Raw genomic sequence first — 22,272 nt, 5'->3', positions numbered from 1 at the left:
GACGAGCCGTACTCGACGGAAGAGGTGACGTGCCGGCGCAGCAGATCATGCGACGTGGCCCGCTGGCCGCGCGCCTGTGGACCTGGGGCCGGGTGCTCGGCGGAGTCCTGCTGCTGGGCCTGCTGGTGTGGCAGGTCGGCACCGGCCCGTTCCTCGACGGCGTACGCCGCGTGAATCCCGCCGCGCTGCTCGCCGCGCTCTGCCTCGGCGCGGTCGCCACCGTCGGCTGCGCCTGGCGCTGGTGCCTGGTCGCGGCCGGACTCGGCGTACGGCTGCCGCTGCGCCACGCCGTCGCCGCCTACTACCGGTCGCTGCTGCTCAACTCCACCCTGCCCGGCGGGGTGGTCGGCGACGTGCACCGGGCGGTGCGGCACGGCCTCGACATCAGCGACCTACGTCTGGCCGTACGCGCCGTCGTGCTGGAGCGCACCATCGGCCTGGCCGTCCAGATCGCCGCGTCGACGCTGCTCCTGCTCGTACTTCCCTCCCCGGTCCGGGCTCGGATGCCGCTGATCGTCGCGGCCGCGCTCGCCGCCGGGGTGGCCCTGACCGTGGCGGCGCGGCTGCTGCTGCGCGGTCGCGGCGCCCGCTGGGCCCGCGCGGCCCGTGCCACCGGCGCCGAGATCCGCACCGCCCTACGCGACCGCCGCGTCCGGCTCGGCATCGCCGCCTCGTCGGCCATGATCGTCCCCGCCCACCTGCTGATGTTCCTGCTGGCCGCGCGTACCGCCGGAGCCACCGCACCGCTGACCCTGCTGGTCCCGCTGACCCAGCTCGCCCTGCTCGCCATGGCCCTGCCCCTCAACATCGCGGGCTGGGGACCGCGCGAAGGCGTCGCCGCCTGGGCCTTCGCCGCGGCCGGTCTCACCGCCGCCCAGGGCGTCGCCACCGCCACCACATACGGCATCCTCGGCCTCGCCGCCGTCCTCCCCGGCGCCGCCACCCTCCTACAGGTAAGGAAGGGGCCCTTCTTAACGCAATCCGTGGTAAAGGGGCCCCTTCTTAACTCGCCATCGGTCACCCCCTCACCGGCCGAGCCGGCCCGTCGATGAGTCGCCGGCACTCCGGCCGTCAAGTAGGAGGAACCCCCGTGCCGCCGTTGGATCCCGAGCGCACCCCAGCCGCACCGACCGCCGCCGAGCCGGTTCCGGCCGCCGCCGGGACCGAGCCCACAGCCGCCGGGACCGAGCCCACAGCCGTCGCGCCCGAGCAGAACCTCGGCGAGTCCGGGCCGTCACCGGCCGCCTCGGTTGAGCAGCACCCCGGCGCAGTGAGTTCGGCGGCCGCCGTCTCGGCGGGCCGCCCGGCGCGGGCGATGGCCGGGCGAGTGCTGACCGGGCTGGCGCTGGTGGTACTACTGGCGTTCCTGGTCGCGCCGGAGAGGATCTCCCAGCTCACCCCGGCCGCGTTGCTGCGCGTGCCGGTCGACGGGCTGGTCGGGATCGCTCTGGTCCTGGTGCTGCCCGAGCGGGCGCGGCGGATCGTGGTGCCGGTGGTCGGGCTGCTGCTCGGTGTGCTGGCCGTGCTCAAGGTGGTCAGCCTCGGCTTCTCCCAGTTCCTCGACCGGCCGTTCAACCCGGCCCAGGACGGCTCGTTCCTCAGCGCCGCGGTGGTGTACCTGCGCGAGTCGGCCGGAGCCGGGCTCGCCGACGCCGCCGTCGTGCTCGCCGTGGCGCTGGCAGTGGGCCTGATCCTGCTGCTGAGCCTGTCGTTTCGCCGGGTGTCGCGCCTGGCCCTCGCGCACCGCACCGCCGCCGCCCGGACCGTGGCCCTGCTCACCGTGGTCTGGGCCGTGTGCGCGCTCGCCGGGGCGCAGCTGGTGCCGGGGCTGCCGGTGGCCGCGCACGACGCGTACGACCGGGTCGAGCAGGTGCGGGCGGGCGCCCGCGACCGCGACGCGTTCCTCGACGAGATCGCGACCGACGCCTACGCCGAGGTCCCCGGCGCGCAGCTGCTCACCGGCCTGCGCGGCAAGGATGTCGTCGTCGCGTTCGTGGAGAGCTACGGCCGGATCGCACTGGACGACCCCGAGCTGTCCGCCACGGTCGACCCGGTGCTGGCGGCCGGGGCCGAGCGGCTGCGCGCCGCCGGGTACGCCGCCCGCAGCGGCTGGCTCACCTCCCCCACCGCAGGCGGGGGCAGCTGGCTGGCCCAGTCCACCCTGCTGTCCGGGCTGTGGATCGACAGCGCACCGCGCTACCAGGCGTTCCTCTACAGCCACCGGCTCACCCTGAGCAGCGCGTTCGGGTTGGCCGACTGGCACACCGTGTCGGTCATGCCCGCCACCACCCAGCCCTGGCCCGAGGGCCGCGTGTACGGCTACGACACGACCTACATCCGCCCCGATCTGAACTACCAGGGGCCCGTGTACAGCTTCGGCACCATGCCCGACCAGTACACCCTGTCGGTGTTCCAGCGCGACCAGCGCGGCGCGGGCCATCCGCCGGTGATGGCCGCGATCGCGCTGATCTCCAGCCACTCACCGTGGGAGCCGGTGCCGCCGCACGTCGGCTGGGACGAGGTCGGCGACGGATCGGGCTACCCGGCCGCGGCGGGCTCGGGCGACCCGGCCGAGATCGTCACCCAGCGCGACCGGGGCCGTGTCCGCGCGGCCTACCGCAGCGCGATCGCGTACTCGCTGCAGACCCTGGTCTCGTACGTCGAGCACTACGGCGACGACGACCTGGTGCTGGTGTTCCTCGGCGACCACCAGCCGTCGCCCGCGGTGACCGGCTCCGACGCCAACCGCGACGTGCCGATCACCATCGTGGCCCGGGACCGGGCCGTGCTCGACCGGATCGGCTCCTGGGGCTGGCAGGACGGTCTGCGGCCGGGTCCGGACGCCCCGGTATGGCGCATGGACACCTTCCGCGATCGCTTCCTCACCGCCTTCGGCCCCGGCCAGGCCACTCTCCCCAACTCCCCGAACTAGCTCTAGGCTGCGCGGATGCCCCGCACCAGCCCGCCCCGCCCCCTCGATCTGCCCGCACTGTTCCCCGGACTCGACGCCCACGCCCGCGGCGCGACCCGCCTGCACCCCCGGCCGGGCACCCCGGACCCGGCGGGCAGCCACCTCGGCGGATCGCTGCGCTGGCCGACCGACGAGCCGTGGCCGACCTGCGTCGGGCCGCACCGCACCGAGGTCCGCGAGGCGCTGACCGAGGCCGAGGCCCACCGGCTGCGGACCGTACGCGGTGCGCTGTTTCAGGCGGGCCTCGACCGCAACGTCGGCTCGATCGGCATCGGTGGCGGCGAAGCCGGTCCCCACCTGATCTATGACGTCCGGTTGCCCGCGGCCGTCCCGACGCCGATGGTCGCCGTCGCCCAGCTGTACGCCGCGGACCTGCCCGACCTGCCCTGCCCGACGGGCACGGACCTGCTCCAGGTGCTGTGGTGTCCGCGCGCCCACGACACCGAGGCCGACCAGTGGGGACCGCGCGTCGAGCTGCGCTGGCGTGCCACCGCCGACCTGGCCGGAGCCGCGCTCCTGCGCCCCGAGGTGGCCGAGGCGGACGAGTCCTACCTGGTCCGGCCGTGCGTGCTGCACCCCGAGCAGGTGCGCGACTACCCGTACTGGCAGGAACTGCCGCCGGAACTGGGTCAGCGGGTGCGCGAACACGACGACACGCGCGACGACGGCGGCCCGTCGTACTGGTCGGTGTCGCAGGCGACCGGCTGGAAGGTCGGCGGCCTGCCGCAGTGGGGTGTCAGCGATCCGGACCCGATGGCCTGCCCTGACTGTGCGCGGCCCATGCCCCTCGTGCTGACCATCGCCTCGTGCGAGTTCGAGGGCACGGCGTGGCGGCCGCTGGAGGAGGCCGACCTGGTGCCGTCCTGGACCGACCCGCGCTGGCGCGACGCCGAACGCCCGACCGGGATCGGGCTCGGCGGTGGCGCCGCGAGCCTGCGCGTCTTCGTCTGCCCCGACTGCGCCGGTCATCCGATGCGGACGAATATGCATTGACCGTTCTTGACGTATGACGGCACGCTGGTGGCGCTCCACCACCATGGCGACGGGCCGACGGCCCGACCGGCGACGGAGGTCACGCGCATGCGCCACACGAGGACCGGGTCCAGGCGGGTGCTCGCGGCCCTGGCCGCCGCACTGCTGCTGGCGGCGGGCACCGGCTGCGACCCGATCACCGGCGATCCACCGCCCGGCGCCGACGCCGGGGCCAAGCCCGAGACGAAGGGCTGCTCGGTCGACGACAGCCGCACCCGGCAGTTGCTGCCCAAGGACGGCTTCGAGATCTGGGCCGAGAAGCACAAGGCCACGGTCAACCCGTGCCTGGAGTTCCTCGACCTGGCCTCGACGGTGCTGGGGCTGGTGCCGGAGGCCGAACGCGCCAAGGCCAAGCGGTTCGACGCGTTCCGGTCCAAGCTGACCACGACGGTCGACCGGCTCAACGACCTCAAGGACGCGATCCAGTGCGGCTACCAGACCGACCGCCTGGCCGTGGGCATCTACCAGGGTACGAAGATCAGGTGGTCGGTCGGGGCGGTGCTCGTCATCCGCGGTGACGCCGACGCGTTCCTCGACGTGTCCGCCTGCTACCTCGGCAAGCTGATCCGCAACTACATCTGCCCAGGCTGCGGCGGCGGCGAGGAGCGGCCCACGCCCGAGATCCGGCCGTGCTTCGACTACGCGCGCAAGACGGTCGGCGGCCAGGAGTACACCGTGCTCTGGGTGGCCTCGAGCAACATCCTGTGCGAGGGCCTGCACGACGCGTTCGTCGACGACTTCGACAAGGACCTGCAACAGGCCGAGACCCTGGGCCGCCCCACCCTGGTGATCCGGGCCGAGGCTGCGACCACCGCCGAGCGCAAAGGCGCGATCCCCCAGGGCACCACGATCTACCTGCAGTGCTATGTCACCGGCGAGAACGTGACCGGCCCCGACGCCGACCAGACCGCACAGTGGGACCGGGTGACCTTCAACGGCGTCACCGGGTACGTCTCGCACGCATGGGTGTCCGAGCGCAACGAGGAGGCGTCGCCGACCGGCGGCCCGGGCGGCCCGGAGCGCGACGACCCGTCGACCGGCTACTCGCTGCCCGAGTGCTGACACGGGGACTGCCCCGGGCGGACGAATCCGCCCGGGGCGTTCATCTGATGCGTACCGAGTAGCGGCGCAGCCAGGCGTCGAGCTCCAGGATGTACGCGACGTGCTGGGTCGCGGTCCAGTCGTCCAGGTGCCCGTGGTGCACGTCCAGCAGCGCCTTCAGCCGCCGCGCCGAGACCAGCCGCAGCACCGGCGCACCCGGGTCGGCGACCAGGTCCCGGGCTCTTTCCCAGAGCGCGTCCTGGTACGCCGAGGTCAGGCTCGCCGGATAGCCCGACTTGGGCCGCCAGGTGACCTGGTCGGGCAGCAGCCCGTCCACCGCCTCCCGCAGCAGCCCCTTCTCCAACCCCCGGGCCCGCTGCCACCCACCGCCGATGTTCCAGGTGTACTGCACCAGCCGGTGGTCCAGGAACGGCACCCGCACCTCGACCCCGTGCGCCATCGCCAGCCGGTCCGCCCGGCGCAGCAGGAACGCCAGGTAGAACACGATGGTCAGCCACCGGATCTCGCGCAGCCTGCGACTGAGCCCGATCTCGCCGTCCAGCGCCGGCATCTGCTCCAGCGCGGCCAGGCAGCGTTGCCGGGCGTATCGGACCGGCCGCACCTGCCGCAGCGTCTCCCGCCGCAGCACCGCCACCAGCGGCTGGTACGTGGCCGACCACGGGAACGTGCCGCGCGGGGCCGCCGCCGCGTCGTGCCAGCGGTAGCCGGCGAACAGTTCGTCGGCGCCCTCGCCGGACAGCACCACCCGTCGGTGCGGGCTGATCCGCCCGAACAGGTGCGACAGCGACGCGTTGATCGTGGTCAGGCTGGGCAGGTCCATCGAGGCGAGCGTCGCCTCGTGCGCCCGCAGCAGGTCGCCCGTGCCGACCTGCACGGTGCGGTGCTCCGAGGCGGTGTGCCGGGCCACGGCCAGCGCGTACGGATGGTCGTGGCTGCGGTGGAACGAACTGGCGGCGTGCGCGGCGGCGGTGCCGTGGTCGATGTCGAAGGTGAGCAGCGGTTCGGTGGTCGTCCCGGCGGCCAGCGCCACCACGGCCGAGCTGTCCAGCCCGCCCGACAGCAGCGCGCCGACCGGAACGTCGGCCGCCGCCTGCTCGATCACGGCCCGTTCCAGCAGGTCACGGACCCGGCGGACGGTGGTGTCGCGATCGTCGAGGTGCGGGTGGCTCTCCAGCCGCCAGTACCGGTGCCGAGTCAACCCGTCGCGGTCGAGGCGCAGCACGGTCGCGGGCGGCACCTCCTCGAAACCGCGCAGCACCGCGTGACCGGGCGAGGTCATCGGCACCAGCCCCAGCAGCTCGCCCAGCCCTTCCTCGTCGACCTCGGCGGTGAGGTCCGGGTGGGCCAGCAGCGCCTTCAGCTCCGATCCGAAGACCAGGTCGGTGGGGGTCCGGGCGACGTACAGGGGTTTGACGCCGAGCCGGTCGCGTACGAGCAGCAGCAGCTCCAGGTCGCAGTCCCACAGCCCGAACGCGTAGATCCCGCGCAGGTGGTGCACGAAGTCCTCACCCCAGTGCAGGTACGCCCGCAGCACGACCTCGGTGTCGCTGCTGCCGACGAACCGGTGCCCGGCGGCGGTGAGCTGCTCGCGCAGCTGGAAGTGGTTGTAGACCTCGCCGCTGAACGTGATGGCGACCTCGCCGCTGCCAGGGCGCCGCACGACCATCGGCTGGGCGCCGCCGGCCCGGTCGATGATCGCCAATCGGGTGTGTCCGAACGCGACGTGATCGTTCACCCATACGCCCGCGTCGTCCGGGCCGCGATGATGCTGTGTCTCGGTCATCGCATCGATGACCAGCCTGTTCCGGGCCTGGCCTTGCCACCAGGCGACCAGTCCGGTGATCCCGCACATCTTCCCCTCCGAAGGTCAAGGGGAGTGACTCTAGTGAGGGAAGTCGATCAGACATTCACTCATTTCCGGAGATGTCTGATACTTCGATAGCTACCCATCGATGCATTACCTCCTTCCACCTCCCCATATCTTGTTGGGGTGTTTTCGAACACATGTTCGAAAACATGCGTCCTCCCCGCCGAGCACGCCTGGAGCGTCCTAGGCCGATGGGTGATTTATGCGAACAGGGCATGATTGTCGCTGTTCGCACCTAGCCTCGGCACAGAGAGGTAGTCACCGGCCTGGCGCAGGCGAGCGCCCGGCGGAGTCGATGTGGCCAGGAGGAGCAGCGATGACGAGCACCCTGCCCCGCTCCGCGGACGCGCCGGAGGCATACCGGTTCGAACACGGCTACCCGGTCGACGCGGCGGTGGCGCGGATCCGCGACGACGCCGACCTGGCTCGGGCCGTGACCGCATACCGTTTCTGGTATCCGACCGTGTCGGCCGAGGGCATCATCAACGGCAACCGGGAGCTCGGCCTCGAGGACGGCCGCAGCATGGGCATCATGGCGACCGCTCCCCGACAGGTCGGCTTCACGCTGAACTCCGACACCCCGTACGGCTCGGCCGCGCTCGACCTGTCCGGCGGCCCGATGGTGATCGAACTGCCGCCGGGGCCCTTCATCGGGCTCGTCGACGACCACCACCAACGCTGGGTCGCCGACCTGGGCATCCCCGGCCCGGACGAGGGCAAGGGCGGCAAGCACGTGATCCTGCCGCCCGGCCACACCGGCGAGATTCCGGCCGGACACCACGTGGGACGGGCGGAGACCTACCGCGCCCTGCTCGCGGTACGCGCGCTGCCGCTGGACGGCAACCTGGGCCGGGCGCTGGACGAGCTGCGCCGGGTCAAGGTGTATCCGCTCAGCCACCCCGACCGGGCCCTGGAGATCATCGACACCACCGACCGGGACCTCGACTTCACCTGCCTGCGCTGGGAGGACAACTTCGAGTTCTGGCAGGTCCTGCACCGCGTGCTGGATGCCGAACCCGTCCTCGACCGGCAGCGCGACATGTACGGCCTGCTCACCACCCTCGGGATCATCAAGGGGCAGCCGTTCACCCCCGACCAGCGGATGACCTCCATCCTGTCCCGCGCCGCCCGGATCGGCCGCGACCAGCTGCTCGTCTCCGCGTTCGCCAGCGCCCGGCGCGACCGCATCGCCTGGCCGGACCGGCGCTGGGAGTGGGTCGGCCTGGTGCCCGACGACGCCGACTTCCAGACCCCGGTCGGGCTCGACCTGGAGGCGCGCGACCGCTGGTTCGCCCAGGCGATCGTGGCCTCACCGGCCATGTTCCGCCGCAGGGTCGGCGGCGGCTCGCTGTACTGGCTGGGCGTCCGCGACGCCACCGGAACCTTCCTCGACGGCGGGCTGAACTACACGCTGCAGGTGCCGCAGCCGGTGCCCGCCAACCTGTTCTGGTCGGTCACCGCGTACGACGCGCAGACGCGCTCGCAGGTGCGCAGCGCCCAGCAGCGGGCCGCGCTGCGGTCCCTGGTCGAGCTGCGCGGCGTCACCGGCGCCGAGCCGGTCGTGCTCCACTTCGGGCCGACCCCGCCCGCCGAGAACGCCGACACCCACTGGATCCAGACCGTCCCGGGCCGCGGCTGGTTCTCGTACCTGCGCATCTACGGACCGGAACCGGCCGCCTTCGACGGCACCTGGAAACCGGGCGACCTGACCCGCGCCTGACGCCCAGAGTGAAGGCACCTTCTTATCGCTTTGCGATGTATAAGGTGCCCTTCCCAACGTCCCAGCCCTCGCGGCGGCCGCGTGGCGGCTCAGCGCGGATCAGCGGCGCAGCAGGGTGACGAAGGCGCGGAACGTTTCGGTCATCCGAACCTCGTCCGGGTCGAGCAGCCACTGCAGCTGCAGCCCGTCCATCACCGCCACGAGCAGCGCCCCGGCCTGCTCGTGGGTGAGTCCGGGCGGCAGGTCGTCGCCGAGATCGCGGCGTATCGCCTCGGCCATGACCGCCCGGACCGCACGGTAGCGCTCGGTGAAGAACGGCCTGGCCGGATGCTCGTCGGTGACGCTGTCGGCGGCGAGCACCGTGAACGACTGCACCAGACCCGGCCGGGTCGCGTTGTGGGCGACCACCCGCTCCATCACGTCCAGGCCGCAGTCGTCGGTGAAGGTGCGCTGGTCGATCTCGTCGCGCAGCCGTAGCACCTCGGCCAGCAGCGCGTCCTTGCTGGGGAAGTAGTGCAGCAGGCCCTGCTGGGTCAGCCCGACCCGCTCGGCGACGGCGGCCAGGGACGCGCCCCGGTAGCCGCGCTCGGCGAAGACCGCCAGGGCAGCGGCGAGGATCTCCGACCGGCGCTGCTCGGGCGGGACTCGTCGCCGCGGGTGTGCCATGGACCGGAGCATATCGGGGTATCAGATCACGGGAAGATAACGGTACCTACCGAGCGCTCGGTAGGTGGGGCAGGATGGCGGGCATGTCAGCGCTGCGTACCGAGCATGAGGCGGCGGTCGAGACCGCCCTGGGCGCCCTCGACCTCGACACCAAAGTCAGCATCCTGTCCGGGCAGGACATGTGGTCGCTGCCCGCCGTACCCGAGATCGGGCTGGCCTCGATCGTGATGAGCGACGGCCCCATCGGCGTACGCGGCACCCAGTGGAGCGCCGCCGACCCGTCGATCGCGCTACCCAGCCCCACCGCGCTGGCCGCCACCTGGGACCCGGAACTGGCCCGCCGCGCGGGCAACCTGCTCGGCCAGGAGGCCCGGCGCAAGGGCGTGCACGTGCTGCTCGCGCCCACGGTCAACCTGCACCGCAGCCCCCTGGGCGGCCGCCACTTCGAGGCGTACTCGGAGGATCCGCTGCTCACCGGGGCCATCGGCGCGGGCTATGTGCGCGGGGTGCAGGAGCACAGCGTCGCCACCACGGTGAAGCACTTCGTGGCCAACGACGCCGAGACCGAGCGGTTCACCGTCGACAACCAGGTGAGCGAGAAGGCGCTGCGCGAGCTGTACCTGGCCCCGTTCGAGACGATCGTGGCGGCGGGCGCGTGGGGTGTGATGGCGGCGTACAACAAGGTCAACGGCACGACCATGACCGAGCACGCGCCGCTGCAGCGCGACGTGCTCAAGGGCGAGTGGGGCTTCGACGGCTTCATCGTCTCCGACTGGACCGCCGCCCGCGACACCGTTGCCACCGTCACCGGCGGCCTGGACGTCGCGATGCCGGGAATCGGCAGCCCCTGGGGGCAGCGCCTGGCCGACGCGGTCCGCGCCGGCGCCGTCGACCCCGAACTCGTCGACGACCAGGTACGACGCGTGCTGCGCCTGGCGGCGCGGGTCGGCGCGCTGGACGGCGTACCCCCGGCGGTTCCCGCCGCCGACCGGCCCGCACCGGTCGACGGCGACGCGCTGGCCCGCGAACTCGCGGCCCGCTCCTTCGTGCTCGCCACCAACCCGAACGGCCTGCTCCCGCTCGACCCCAGACCCGGGACCGTGGCGCTCATCGGCGCGCTGGCCCGCGACGCCCGCATCCTCGGCGGCGGCAGCGCCCACGTCTTCCCGCACCACGTCGTGTCCCCGCTGGACGGTCTGGTCGCGGCCGGGCTGAAGGTCGAGTACGCGACCGGCGCCGACCCGCGCACCAAGCTGCCCGCCGCGGCCGGTCCGCAGTGGACCGCCCTCACCGCCACCTTCCGCGACGCGTCCGGCACCGTCCTGCACACCACCCCGCTGGGCAGCGGCCAGGGCCTGTGGATGGAACTGCCGCCCGGCGTCACCCGCGACGAGCTGGCCACCGTCGAGATCACCGGCCGGCTCACCCCCACCGCCGCCGGCGAGCACGAACTCGGCATCCGCGGCGTCGGCCAGTTCACCCTCACCGCCGCCGACCAGACCGTCTTCGACGGCGTGCTGCTGCCCGACTCGAACGACCCGGGCGCCGCCTTCCTCGCCCCGCCGGACCGCCGCTGCCCGATCGAGCTGGCCGCGGGCGTACCCGTGGACGTGACGCTGCGCCAGCAGGTCCTGCTCTCCGAAGGATTCGCGCTGATCGCACTGACGCTCGGATTCGGCGAGCCGGTCGCCTCGGCCGACGCGCTGCTGGCGGAGGCCGTCCGCACCGCCGCCGAGGCCGACGTCGCGATCGTCGTCGTGGGCACCACCGAACAGGTCGAGTCCGAAGGGTTCGACCGCACCTGCCTGGCCCTGCCCGGCCGCCAGGACGAACTGGTCGCCCGGGTCGCCGCGGCCAACCCGAACACCATCGTGGTGGTCAACGCCGGATCGCCGGTCGAGCTGCCGTGGGCCGACGACGTGGCCGCCGTCCTGCTGACCTGGTTCCCGGGGCAGGAGGCCGGGCACGCGCTGGCCGACGTGCTCACCGGCGCCGCCGAGCCGGGCGGCCGCCTGCCCACCACCTGGCCGGTCCGCGAGCAGGACTGCCCCGTCCTGTCGACCACCCCGGTCGACGGGGTGCTCACCTACGACGAGGACGACCGCATCGGCTATCGCGCCTGGGCAGGCGCCCTGGTGGCGCCGCGCTGGTGGTTCGGCCACGGGCTCGGCTACACCACCTGGGCGTACGAGCAGCTGACCGTCCACGGCCGCGAGGCGGCGGTGACCGTACGCAACACCGGCACCCGCCCAGGCCGCGAGACCGTCCAGGTTTACGTAGACGGCCGCCTCGCGGGCTTCGCCCCGGTCACCGCCGAGCCCGGCCAGGCCGCGACCGTCCGCATCGCCCTACCCGAGCGCGCCTTCCAGACCTGGCAGGACGGCTGGCAGCCGACCCCCGGCCCGCACCACGTCACCGCCGGTCCCGACTACGCCACCCGCCCCCTCACCACTCCACTCCCCTGACCGGGGAAAGGAAGGGCCCCTTCTTATCGCTTTGCGTATAGGAAGGGACCCTTCTTAACCGCGCCGTCAGATGCCCTGCACCGCCAGCACCACGCCTTCGGCGGGGCCGGCTGAGCAGGGCCGGGCTGAGCAGGGCGCACGGGCCGGTTCGTCGGTACGGCGTGGAATGCTGGCACGGTGATACTCACCTTCGACGCCGAACTGTGGCTGTGGGAGGCCCGGCGGGATGACAGCTGGACCTTCGTCAGCCTGCCGCAGGACGGTTCCACCGAGATCCGCGAACTGTCCGAAGGCAGGCGCAACGGCTTCGGTTCGCTACGGGTACGCGTCACCGTCGGCCGCACCACCTGGCAGACCTCGATCTTCCCGGACGGCGCCCGTGGCTGCTATGTGCTCCCCGTCAAACGCGCGGTCCGCAAGTCCGAACGCCTCGACGTGGGCGACATCGCCTCCGTGACCGTCGAAGTCATCGATCTCTGACCACTCCCGGCCACCCCTACGACCGCCGTTCCCCCAGCTCGCGGACCTCCAGCACGTACGCCGCGTGCTGGACCGTGTCCGCGAAGTCGTCCGGGTCGATCCGCGCGACGAAGATCCTGCCCCGGTCCGCCGGAACAGGATGCGTCGGCCGCCAGAAGCTGAAGACCAGCACCAGCTCCCCGTCCAGGTACGCGACGCAGGACACGTTGTCCACCGTCTCGCCCCAGCGCAGGAACCCGTATTCGTAGCGCTGTTCCTCGTCGGCTGCCAGCAGCCGGAAGACCTCCTCCCCGGGACGCCCCGGGAACGGGCTGGGCGGCAGTTCACGCAACCGCACCCGCGCCGCGTCAGGCCGGATCAGCCGCAGGAACGCCGGTACGAACGCGAAGTTGTCGTCGACTGTCAGCCGTTTGCCACCCGCCCAGATGTCGACGACGCGCAGCCCGCCCGTGTACGCCCCGATCTCCATCGCGAACGTGGCCCGGTCCCCGATCCGCTCCGTCATCGACCGGTCGCCCCTGACCGACCGACGCGCGCGTCCTCCAGGATGATCAGGTGCGGCTCCGACATGGTCCGCGCCGGTCGGCCGGGGGGCAGCACAGGCGCCAGCGCCTCGAACACCCGCCGGGCCGCCACCGGGTCGTACTCGTCGAAGTGTTCGGTGGCCAGCAGCCACAGCCCACCCTGCGGCAGCGTCTCGACCTGGTGGAACGCACCGGTGGCGCGCGTCGCGGCGGCACCGCCGAGCCGGTCGGCGAGTTCGCCCGGCACCACGGTCAGCCAGCTGTAGCCGCGCAGCAGGCTGCGCTGCGCCGCGATCGAGTCGACCGGATGCCGGTAGAGCACGCGATCCAGTTTGGTCATGTCGTCGAGTCCGGCCTCAGGCACCCACTGCTCATAGCCGATCTCCGCGTAGCCGGGGTCGGCGGCTTCGACGATCCGGCGCGCGACTTCCAGCAGCCGCTGTCCGAAGGCCCGGTCGGCGAGCATCGCGTCGTTGAACACCGCCGCCAGCACCAGCGTGCTCTCGTTGTGCCGACGGCTGTATCCGTAGACGTGGTGGTTCTCGCCCCTGCCCGGCATCGCCCAGCCATATGGGTTGTGCTGCCCGAACCACAGTTGCGCATAGTCCGAGGCGCCGACGTGGGACAGCAGGTCGGCGTAGCTGCCGGAGGTCAACCGCCGCCACCGAAGGCGATCGAGGTCGTCAGCCTCCCAGGTGACCACCGCCGCCGCGGTTCCCGGCTCACCCCGGTCGGGCGGTGCGCCCGGTGCGCCTTGGGTGCCTGGCGGCTCCGGTTCTGCCGCCAGCTGACGGCGCCGGTCAGGGTCGACCAGGTCCGGGACCAGGGTGAACCACAGGCGCAGGAGATCCAGGTGCGTACCGGGACCGTCGAGGCTGAGGTACAGGTGGGAGCTGTGGTACTCGCTGGGCTCGCGGACTCGGTTCGGCGGTTCGTCCCCGCCGTGCCAGTGGTGCATCTGCGTCATCAGCAGGTCCTCGAGGCGACGGTTGTGCAGCACGAGCTCCGGGTAGTGCCAGCGGTCGGCCAGGTGGCAGGGTACACACGCGTACACGTCGAGCAGTTCGACGCCCGGCTCGGCCGGATGCGACCGTACCCCCACGATGTACTCGTGCCCGTGCAGGTACCCCTGGCCGAACTCGGCCTCGGGGAAGGCCGGGCCGGGCTCGGCACGCACACCTTCGGCGCGCAGGTGGGCCAGGATGTGGTCGCGGTTGTCCACCGCCTGCGCCACCGCCGCCGGATCGTCGGTGCTGAACTCCCAGACCCAGGCGACGCCGTCGACGCGGCAGATCAGGTCGATGCCGTGCGAGCCCTGGTTGACCTCGACATCCACTTCGTACCCGAACCGGGCCACCAGCTGCGCCGCGCGGATCCGGAACGCCGCGAGCCGGGGATAGCCGCCGACGGGACAGCGCGCGTCGGCGCACCGGTCGCACGGGCGGGTGTCTCCGGCGAGGTCCTTGACGGGCTGGCCCAGTCCAAGGACGTCGGGATCGTGAGTGATCGGCTGGTGGACGCAGCCGGGGCCGAGTGGGGTGGGGTCGAGTGCTCGCATCGTGGGCAGACGCTAGCGCAGTCGACGATCTTCCGGATGCCCCTGCGGCACGGTGGCGGCGCCCCCGGGGGTGCCGGGGCGCCGCCACCGCGGGTCGGTCAGGCCTGGGCGGCGACGGCGCGCAGCTGGGCCAGGGTGGTGTGGAAGCCCTTGCCGGAGGCGGTCGGGTCCTCGGCGAGCAGCCCGGTGACCGCCATCGCCGGCGAGCGGGTGGTCACGACCGCCTGGTCGCCGGTGCCGGTGACGTCGAAGACGCCGAAGTCGCCGCTGAGGGTGCTGAACGCGCTGCCCTCAGCCTGGGCGAGGTACAGCACCACGGTCTGTCCCGGCTCCAGCTTCGACATGTTCACCATGTCCACGACCTGCCCGTTCAGGCCGGTCAACGCGATGCGGTCGCCGACCTTCGCCGCGGCGCCGTTGGCCGCGCGCAGGACCTCGTCGACCCGCAGTCCGCCCGCCTCGACCTGGCCGCGCACGACGAGGTCGGCCGCCGCGGTGAGGTCCTTGACCGTGGTGAATCCGCGCAGCTTGCCCTGCACCGGCGGCTTGGCCTCGGTCGACGCGGCGGCACCGCTGGTCGCGGGAGCCGCCGCCGGGGTCGCCGGGTCCGTGCTGCCGCAGGCCGCGAGCGCCGCCGCGGCGAGCACGGCCGCGGCGGCGGCCAGGGCGCGGGTGCGAATACGGCGGGGGGTGTATGCCATGAGGAACGCTCCTTGCGTCTGGCGCCGCCCGGACGGTCCTGCCCGGATGCGGCGCTGCCTTCCTCATGTATCTGTGCGCCCGAGCCCCGGGGTTCCCGATTTTCTCGACCGGGTTCTCAGCCCTGTTCCCGGGCCAGTGCCCGCAGGTCGTCGAGCGTGACCGTCAACCGGCGCCCCCGCGAGGTGGCGTCCTCCTCGCGCAGCCCGGTGACGGCCATCGTCTGCGACCGGGCCACGGCCTCGCCGCCGACCACGTCGAACACGCCGAAGTCACCGCTGAGCGGGGTGTACGTCCCGGCTCGGGCGTCGACCGCGGCCAGGTAGAGCACGGTGTGCTGACCCGGTTCCAGCCGGGACATGCCCTCGATCTCGGGCGTACGCAGCGTGAGCTCGGTGGCCTCGGGCAGGTCGGCCGCCCGGCGCAGCACCTCGTCGACCCGGAACACGGCGCCCCGCTCGGCACCGGCGCCCTCGGCTCGCACCACCTCACCGCGTACCACCAGGTCGGCGGCTTCGGTGAGCTGGCGGACGGTGCCGTACGCGCGGATCTTCGCGTTCGCGCCCCCCGGGGTGGCCGCCACCGGTTCCGACACCGCGGGCGTCGGGACGGCCGTGGCCGGGCCGCGACCGGTGGTCGTGGCGACCGCCGCGACCGCCCCGGCGACCACGATCAGCGAGGCCAGGGCCAGCGCCGGGCGCAGCAGGGCGCGCCGGGGCGCCCGGCGCGGCGGTGGCGCGATCGCGGCCAGCAGCCGCTCGCGGTGCAGTTCGTGTCGACCCGGCGGCAGCTCGCGGTAGCCAGGGTCGGGCAGCAGTTCGGCGAGTTCGGCCCGCTCGGAGGGGTCGAACGGCGGGTGCGCCTTCATCGGTTGACCTCCTGTGCGAGTACGACGCCATCGGTTACCTGTCCACCGGGCCGGGCCGGGTTCCGGACGCCGCGCGGCGCCGCCTCGACCAGCGCCCGCAGCCTGGTCCGGGCGCGGGACAGGCGGGAGCGCACCGTGCCGACGGGAATGCCCAGCGCCCGCGCGGCCGACTCGTAGTCCAGGCCCTCCCACAGGCACAGCGTCACCACCTCGCGCTCCTGGCGGCGCAGCAGCGCCAGCGCGCCGATCGCGGCGGTGATCCGGTCCCGGTCGTCCAGCCGCCCGGCCACCTCGTCGGCGTGGTCGGGTTCGGTGAGCTCGGCGGCGGCCAGCGCCGACGCGGCGGCCCGGTAGCGGCGGTTGCTGCGGGTGTGGTTGCGGGCCTCGTTGGTGGCGATGCCGAGCAGCCACGGGCGCAGCGAGCCGCCCTCGTCGCCGATCCGGCCGCGGGAGCGCCAGGCCTGCAGGTACGTGGCGGCCATGACGTCCTCGGCGACCGACCAGTCGGCGGTGAGCCGGAACGCGTGGTTGTAGACCGACCGCGCGTACTGGTCGAACAGCTCGGAAAACGCGCTGGCATCGCCGGCTCGTATCCGGGCGCGCAGACTCGACTCCATGACCGTTTCTCTGTCCCCCGGGCGGCGCGAGTTCCCGTGATCCAGGTCACGTCGCCGCTGCTTGTGCTGCTCAGCGACCATATCCGGGCCGGAACCGCCGCCACCACATCGCGCGGCTGACGCCTGGATCACCCAAGTTGCCGGGCGATCGGGGGAATGGACGCCCCGCTTTCGCCCAGTTGCCCGGCAACTTTAACGATCTTGGCGGCGGGAGGCTGATTGTGGCCGACTGTCCACATCGTTTGCTCGGGCTAGCATCCGTTGTCGTGACAGACACCCCGACACCGCCCCGCCGCAACCTCAGCGTCCTGTTCGGACTGCTGGCGCTGATCCCGGCATTCATCCTGCTCATCACCGGGTACGTCGTGCCCACGGTGCGTACGGTGCGGACGAGTTTCACCGACGCATCACTGATGAGGCTGCCCAGCGACTCCGTCGGCACGGAGAACTACACCACGCTGTTCGGCCGGTTCGCCGAGTCACTGGTCGGCCCGCTGCTGCTCGGCGTCGCCCTCGCGGCCGCCACGCTGGTCTGCGGCGGTGCGCTGGCCTGGCTGGCCGCACGGGCCGGCAAGGCGGGCCGGTGGACGCTGCGGCTGGCGTTCGCCCTGCCGATCGCGGCGGTCGGCAGCACCGTCGCCGCCGTCTCCTGGCTGTTGACCTTCGAGGACCCGACGCTCAACGCCTACCTGGCCCAGTTCGCGGCGTTCGCGGGGCTGGCCGTCGGCCTCGGCGCGACCGCGTACCTGCTGGTCTTCCGGCGCTCGACCCGGCTACGGGACACCTGGCCGGGCGCGCTGCTGGTCAGCGCGATCATCGTGGCGACGTCCCTGGCGTACACCGCGCAGTCGTTCACGTTCCCGCTCCTGCTCGCCGGGCCGAACGCCGCCCGGCTGCGCACCCCGGCCCTGCTGATCTTCGACTCCGCGTTCCGCTATGCCCGGCTGGGCCAGGCTTCGGCCGGGGCGGCACTGCTGTGGCTGCTGCTGGCCGTGCTCGGGGTCGGAGTGGCGGGCTGGCTGATCCTGTCCCGGGCCCGGATCGAGCCCGCCGACCAGCCCGAGCCGCCGGCACCGGGTGACCGGTCCACCTGGGTGGTGGTGTCGGTGCTGGCCACCGGGGTGGCGGTGCTGGTCGGCCTGGCCGGGCTGATGCCAGTGCTGCTGCGGTCGCTGTCGCTGTCGACGGAGGCGATGGGGTCGGACGTCCTGGGACACCTGGTCAACACCTGGATGCCGCCACTGATCTCCACCGTCGTCGGCGTGACCGCCGCCGCGCTGGCCGGATACGGCATCGGCGCGCTGCGGCCGCTCGGCCGCTACAGCGGGCTCCTGCTGGTGCCGTTCGCCCCGTGGCTGTTCACGGGGTTGCCGGTGCTGACCCCGGACGCCTTCGCCCACCGCGGCGACGCCGGGGAGTTCCTCGCCCTGATCCCGCCCGCCTCGCTGTGCGTGCCGGTGCTGTTCGGCAGCGCGCTGCTGTTCCGGGGTGTCCGCTGGACCCGGGCCCTGCCCGTGGTGGCGCTGGCCGGCCTGGTGGTCTGGGTCGCCGCGGCCCAGGACCTGTGGTGGCCGCTGATCGTGTCGCTCGAGCCGTCCGGCATGCCGCTGCCGGTGCTGCTGGTCCAGATCGTGAACCGGTTCGGGGCCGACGACGCCCCGGTCGGCTGGGCGTATCCGCTGCCCGTCCTGCTACTGGTCGCCGCGGCCGTCGCCGCCGTACAGGTGCTGTTCCTCGACCGGCTGACGCTGCGCACCGGCAAGACCGCCAAGCCCGAAGTGACCCTGCCGCCCGCCCCCTGACCAGGGACGACAGCCCGGCGGAAAAAGTCGCGAAAAACTTCTGCCGGGCTGTCGATCGGCCGCCGGGCCGTTCGACCTGTGGGTGAGAGGGTTGACACGCGACCCTCACCACCAAGGAGAGATCACGATGGCGAAGTACATGCTGATCATGCGGGGCACGGACGAGTCCATGGCGAAGATGATGGAGACGCCGTTCGAGCAGATGCTGGAGACGGTGGGCCGCTTCAACGAGGAACTGATCCGGGCGGGCGTGCTGGTCGCCGCCGAGGGCCTGGACGACCCGTCCCAGGGCGTGGTGATCGACTACAGCGGCGAGACCCCGGTGGTCACCGACGGCCCGTACGGCGAGACGAAGGAGCTGTTCGGCGGCTTCTACCTACTCGACGTGGCGTCGAAGGAGGAGGCGGTCGAGTGGGCCAAGCGCATGCCGGGCTTCCCGGGCTCCAAGTGCGAGATCCGTCGCGTGCCCACCATCGACGAGTTCCCGCAGGACAACGAGTGGATCATCCGGGAGCGGGCGTGGCGCGAGCGGACCGGCCAGCTCTGATGACCACCACGACCGACGGCCCGCCCACCGCCGAGTCGGCGCGGCGGGCCGTCGAGGCGGTATGGCGCATCGAGGCCGCCCGCATCGTCGGCGCCCTCGCGCGCTACACCGGGGACTTCGCGCTGGCCGAGGACGTGGCGGCCGACGCTGTCGCCGAGGCCCTGGTGAGCTGGTCGCGCGACGGCGTCCCGACCAACCCGGTCGGCTGGCTGCTGGCGACCGCGCGGCGGCGGGCCATCGACGGCTTCCGCCGCCGCTCGGCCCGCGACGAGCGATACGCCCTGCTCGCGGGCGAACTGTCCGAGGGCGAGCTGACCTCGGGCACCACCCCGGAACGGGCCGACAGCCTGCTGTGGGACCCCGACCGGATCGATGACGACGTGCTCGCGCTGATGTTCGTGGCGTGCCATCCCGTGCTCGCGCCCGAGGCCCGGGTGGCGTTGACGCTGCGCGTGGTCGGCGGTCTGGGCAGCGAGGAGATCGCGCGGGCGTTCCTGGTGCCCGTGCCGACCATCCAGGCGCGGATCACCCGGGCGAAGAAGACGATCGCCGCGGCGGCGGTGCCGTTCGAGCTGCCGCCCGCCGAGCAGCGCCGCGAGCGGCTCGGCGGAGTCCTGAGCGTCCTCTACGTGATCTTCACGGAGGGTTCGACGGCGACGGCCGGCGACCGGCTACTGCGCACCGACCTGGCGTACGAGGCCATCCGGCTGGCCCGGATGCTCGCCGCGCTGCTGCCCGCCGAGCCGGAGGTGTCCGGGCTGCTCGCGCTGTTCGAGCTGACCGCCGCGCGGTTCCCCGCCCGCACCGGGCCGGACGGCGAGGCGGTGCTGCTGGAGGACCAGGACCGGCGGCGGTGGGACCGGTCGGCGATCCGGCGCGGCCTGGCGGCGCTCGACCGCGCCGCGGCCATGGGACGAGGACTCGGGCCGTACGGGCTGCAGGCCGCGATCGCCGCCTGCCACGCGTCGGCCGAGTCGGTGGCCGAGACCGACTGGGAACGCATCGTGCTGCTGTACGAGGCACTCGGCCGGGTCGCGCCGTCACCGGTCGTCGAACTCAACCGGGCCGTGGCCGTCGCCATGGCGTACGGGCCGGCCCAGGCGCTGTCGCTCGTCGACGACCTGGCCGTCTCCGGCCGCCTGTCCGGCTCGCACCTGCTTCCGACCGTCCGTGGCGAGCTGCTGACCCGGCTCGGCCGCGACACCGAGGCCAGGGCCGAACTGGAACTGGCCGCCCGGCTGTGCGGCAACGACCGCGAACGGGCGGTGCTGCTGCGCAAGGCCGCCGCGCTGAGCTGACCCTGGTCGCCGCGCTGAGCTGACCCCGGTCGCCGCGCTGAACTCACCCCGGTCGCCGCGCTGAGCTGACCCCGGTCAGGCGCCCAGCCGGGTGACGAGGTCGCGGGCGCGGCGCCACCAGTACTCGTAGCGGCCGGGAAAGCGGTCGTTCAGCACGGTCAGCCGCGCCAGCGCCTCCCGCGCGTAGCCGGGATCATCCTCCGCCTCGCCGAGGAGCAGGCACACGTTGGCCAGCGAGCCCGCGACCAGCAGCGGCGCCTGATCGGCGTACTCGCGCAGGATCGGCTCGGCCCGCCGGGCCGACCGCGCGGCCTGCTCCCGCCGCCCCAGCGCGAGCAGGACCTCGGCCTCGGTCGACAGTGGCAGCCACCAGCGGCGGCGCTGCGCCGCGGTCACCGGCTCGCCGTCGGTCTCCCGCAGCACGGCCATGGCTTCACCGACCGAGACGAGCGCCTCGTCATGCCGCCGCATGCGGATCAAGGTGGTGGCGTGATTGCTGAGCGCGGTGGCCAGCAGATGTCGCATCGCGCGGCCACTCTCGGTACGGGCCAACGCGATCGCCTCCAGCTCGACGGCCTCGGCCTCGTCGAAGCGGGTGAGCAGGGTCAGCGAGGTGCCCCGCAGCACCAGCAGCTCGACCTCCACCTCGCGATGGGCGGCGCCGCTCGCGCGCAGCGTCTCCAGCGCCTCGGCCAGCGGCGGCAGCGACTCGGCGGTCCGGCCCAGGTCGGCCAGCGCCGCGCCCCGGTTGAGCAGGATCGGCACGTGGCCCACGGCGGACAGCACCTCGGGCGCGGTCTGGGCCAGTTCGTCGAACAGCGCCAACGCCCGCTCGCCCGCGGCGAGGCTGTCGGCGGCGTACCCGAGCTGGCGGAGCACGAAACTGCGCAGCGACATCAGCTCGGCGCCGAGCACCTGCACCAGCTCCGAGTCCTGGACGACAGGGGTGCGCCAGGTCAGCTCGGCCGCGTCGAGCACGGCCAGCGCGGCGGGCCGGTCCGGTTCCTGCTGTACGGCCAGCCAGCGGGCCAGGCACAGGCGTACCCAGACGAGCATCGTGGCGGCCGGGTCGCCCGCCTGCTCGTACTCGGCCTCCAGGTCACGGGCCAGGCGCAGCGCACCGGCGTGGTCGCCGTCGGCTGCGAGCCGCTGCGCCAGCGTGAGCGGATCCTCCTGCACCCGCCCAGCCTCCCACACCATGATCGCCACCCACCCGGGCCCCAGGTGCCCGCCCGCGCGCCGCGCGGGGTGCTTCAGGGTGCGGTTTCCGGGAAACTGCACGAAAAACGGCCAAGATTGCAGCACCTTCCCGAAACCGCAGCCGATCATGGGCCTGCCGCAGCCGATCATGGGCCTGCCGCAGCCGATCACGGGCCGACCGCGGCCGATCACGGGCCGCTACAGCAGCAGGACCGCCAGTTCGATGGCTTCGGTGAGCGAGTCGACCAGCTCCGGATCCTCGTCGAACCAACCCGACCCCACCCCGTAGCGGTCGCCGATCTCGGTGATCGTCACCTCTCCCGCGTCCCGGACGAGGTGGTCGCGCTTCAGCCGGACCGTGCCGTGGGAGACGCCCGGCATGAGCGGCCTGAGCCGCGGGTGGGCGAACGCGGCCCGCAGCAGCGGACGCTGCCGTTCCAGGTGCTCGGCCGCCAACAGGATGCCCCACATCGCCGACACCGGGTCGCCGTCCTCGTAGCCGAGCCCGAGCGCGTCGTACGCCAGGAACGGGTACGCGGCGGTCAACTCGCGAAGCAGCATGCCGCCTCGCCACGCGCCCGCGACCTCGACCACGTCCGGCAGGTCCGCGGTGGTGCCGCGCGCCCAGGTCCAGTTCGGCCCGGACATGGCGATGGTGAAGCCTCGCGCCGACCTGATCACACCAACGTGGATCCCGCCCCGGTCCGACGGCACGGTCACCATCCCGAGCGAGAGCGGTGGCGACTCGTGGGCACCGTCGAGGTCGACGCCGTTGCGTTCGGCCAGCTCGACCAGCGCGCGCAGCAGGCCGCCCGCATCGACCACCTCGGGATAAAGCTCCGCGTCGATCCGCATCATGATCCCCCGTCAAGCCCGCTGCTCACCGACGGCGACCT

At 72.9% G+C, this 22,272-nt stretch carries 19 protein-coding genes; 10 read left to right on the top strand and 9 right to left on the bottom strand.

All coding sequences use genetic code 11. From position 1 onward, the window contains the following. The first annotated feature begins 47 nt into the window (after positions 1 to 47). From KUA19_RS38005 to KUA19_RS37990, 4 genes are all read left to right on the top strand, one after another. Positions 48 to 1,052 carry a lysylphosphatidylglycerol synthase domain-containing protein gene (locus KUA19_RS38005; protein WP_217404162.1) on the top strand — a complete coding sequence of 335 codons (1,005 nt, stop codon included), beginning with the start codon at positions 48 to 50 and terminating at the stop codon, positions 1,050 to 1,052. A 38-nt stretch (positions 1,053 to 1,090) separates the two neighbouring features. Then, positions 1,091 to 2,932, top strand: coding sequence for an alkaline phosphatase family protein (locus tag KUA19_RS38000; protein WP_308167877.1), 1,842 nt, complete (start codon positions 1,091 to 1,093; stop codon positions 2,930 to 2,932). A 15-nt stretch (positions 2,933 to 2,947) separates the two neighbouring features. Further along, positions 2,948 to 3,964 carry a hypothetical protein gene (locus tag KUA19_RS37995; protein WP_217404117.1) on the top strand — a complete coding sequence of 339 codons (1,017 nt, stop codon included), beginning with the start codon at positions 2,948 to 2,950 and terminating at the stop codon, positions 3,962 to 3,964. Between the two features lie 87 nt (positions 3,965 to 4,051). Next, positions 4,052 to 5,065: an SH3 domain-containing protein gene (locus KUA19_RS37990; RefSeq protein WP_217404116.1), complete on the top strand. Its 1,014-nt coding sequence runs from the start codon at positions 4,052 to 4,054 to the stop codon at positions 5,063 to 5,065. A 40-nt stretch (positions 5,066 to 5,105) separates the two neighbouring features. Here KUA19_RS37990 and asnB read toward each other — a convergent pair whose 3' ends face one another. Beyond that, positions 5,106 to 6,917 carry an asparagine synthase (glutamine-hydrolyzing) gene (gene asnB / locus KUA19_RS37985; protein ID WP_217404114.1) on the bottom strand — a complete coding sequence of 604 codons (1,812 nt, stop codon included), beginning with the start codon at positions 6,915 to 6,917 and terminating at the stop codon, positions 5,106 to 5,108. A 331-nt stretch (positions 6,918 to 7,248) separates the two neighbouring features. On the opposite strand from asnB, the gene KUA19_RS37980 reads away from it, so the two are divergent. Next, a complete protein-coding gene (locus KUA19_RS37980; protein ID WP_217404112.1) occupies positions 7,249 to 8,652 on the top strand; it encodes a DUF1254 domain-containing protein in 1,404 nt (467 codons plus the stop codon). Positions 8,653 to 8,751: 99 nt separating this feature from the next. On the opposite strand, the gene KUA19_RS37975 is transcribed toward KUA19_RS37980, so the two are convergent. Beyond that, positions 8,752 to 9,318: a TetR/AcrR family transcriptional regulator gene (locus tag KUA19_RS37975; RefSeq protein ID WP_217404110.1), complete on the bottom strand. Its 567-nt coding sequence runs from the start codon at positions 9,316 to 9,318 to the stop codon at positions 8,752 to 8,754. Positions 9,319 to 9,401: 83 nt separating this feature from the next. Between KUA19_RS37975 and KUA19_RS37970 the strand changes: the two genes are divergently transcribed. After that, positions 9,402 to 11,783 (top strand): glycoside hydrolase family 3 C-terminal domain-containing protein, encoded by a 2,382-nt coding sequence (locus KUA19_RS37970; RefSeq protein ID WP_217404108.1) that lies wholly within the window; start codon positions 9,402 to 9,404, stop codon positions 11,781 to 11,783. Positions 11,784 to 11,960: 177 nt separating this feature from the next. Then, positions 11,961 to 12,263: a DUF1905 domain-containing protein gene (locus KUA19_RS37965; protein WP_217404106.1), complete on the top strand. Its 303-nt coding sequence runs from the start codon at positions 11,961 to 11,963 to the stop codon at positions 12,261 to 12,263. 16 nt (positions 12,264 to 12,279) lie between these two features. On the opposite strand, the gene KUA19_RS37960 is transcribed toward KUA19_RS37965, so the two are convergent. From KUA19_RS37960 to KUA19_RS37940, 5 genes are all read right to left on the bottom strand, one after another. Beyond that, positions 12,280 to 12,768, bottom strand: a complete 489-nt coding sequence (locus tag KUA19_RS37960; protein WP_217404104.1) for a hypothetical protein — start codon at positions 12,766 to 12,768, stop codon at positions 12,280 to 12,282. Beyond that, on the bottom strand, positions 12,765 to 14,345 hold the full coding sequence (locus KUA19_RS37955; RefSeq protein ID WP_217404102.1) for a hypothetical protein: 1,581 nt from the start codon (positions 14,343 to 14,345) through the stop codon (positions 12,765 to 12,767). Before KUA19_RS37955 ends, KUA19_RS37960 begins: the two co-directional genes overlap by 4 nt. Positions 14,346 to 14,443: 98 nt before the next feature. Next, positions 14,444 to 15,046: a hypothetical protein gene (locus KUA19_RS37950; RefSeq protein ID WP_217404100.1), complete on the bottom strand. Its 603-nt coding sequence runs from the start codon at positions 15,044 to 15,046 to the stop codon at positions 14,444 to 14,446. 116 nt (positions 15,047 to 15,162) lie between these two features. Further along, the gene (locus tag KUA19_RS37945) at positions 15,163 to 15,912 is read right to left on the bottom strand and encodes a hypothetical protein (RefSeq protein ID WP_217404098.1); all 750 of its coding nucleotides are present in this window, start codon (positions 15,910 to 15,912) and stop codon (positions 15,163 to 15,165) included. Then, a complete protein-coding gene (locus KUA19_RS37940; RefSeq protein ID WP_217404096.1) occupies positions 15,909 to 16,529 on the bottom strand; it encodes an RNA polymerase sigma factor in 621 nt (206 codons plus the stop codon). Before KUA19_RS37940 ends, KUA19_RS37945 begins: the two co-directional genes overlap by 4 nt. A 266-nt stretch (positions 16,530 to 16,795) precedes the next feature. Between KUA19_RS37940 and KUA19_RS37935 the strand changes: the two genes are divergently transcribed. From KUA19_RS37935 to KUA19_RS37925, 3 genes are all read left to right on the top strand, one after another. Next, complete coding sequence (locus KUA19_RS37935) at positions 16,796 to 18,331, top strand: ABC transporter permease family protein (protein WP_217404094.1); 1,536 nt, start codon at positions 16,796 to 16,798, stop codon at positions 18,329 to 18,331. A gap of 127 nt (positions 18,332 to 18,458) precedes the next feature. Further along, a complete protein-coding gene (locus KUA19_RS37930) occupies positions 18,459 to 18,878 on the top strand; it encodes a YciI family protein (protein WP_217404092.1) in 420 nt (139 codons plus the stop codon). Further along, a complete protein-coding gene (locus KUA19_RS37925) occupies positions 18,878 to 20,176 on the top strand; it encodes an RNA polymerase sigma factor (RefSeq protein WP_217404090.1) in 1,299 nt (432 codons plus the stop codon). The genes KUA19_RS37930 and KUA19_RS37925 overlap by 1 nt, the downstream gene beginning before the upstream one ends. A gap of 75 nt (positions 20,177 to 20,251) precedes the next feature. Here the strand turns inward: KUA19_RS37925 and KUA19_RS37920 are convergent, their stop codons facing one another. Together KUA19_RS37920 and KUA19_RS37915 are read right to left on the bottom strand one after the other, a co-directional pair. After that, positions 20,252 to 21,376: a tetratricopeptide repeat protein gene (locus KUA19_RS37920; RefSeq protein ID WP_217404088.1), complete on the bottom strand. Its 1,125-nt coding sequence runs from the start codon at positions 21,374 to 21,376 to the stop codon at positions 20,252 to 20,254. 198 nt (positions 21,377 to 21,574) lie between these two features. Beyond that, complete coding sequence (locus tag KUA19_RS37915; protein ID WP_217404086.1) at positions 21,575 to 22,231, bottom strand: DUF6193 family natural product biosynthesis protein; 657 nt, start codon at positions 22,229 to 22,231, stop codon at positions 21,575 to 21,577. Positions 22,232 to 22,272: the final 41 nt, after the last annotated feature.

The sequence above is a fragment of the Catellatospora tritici genome, assembly GCF_019083965.1.
Lineage (GTDB): Bacteria > Actinomycetota > Actinomycetes > Mycobacteriales > Micromonosporaceae > Catellatospora > Catellatospora tritici.
Note: the sequence above shows the minus strand (reverse complement) of the source record. Positions and strands in the feature narration are given on the sequence as shown.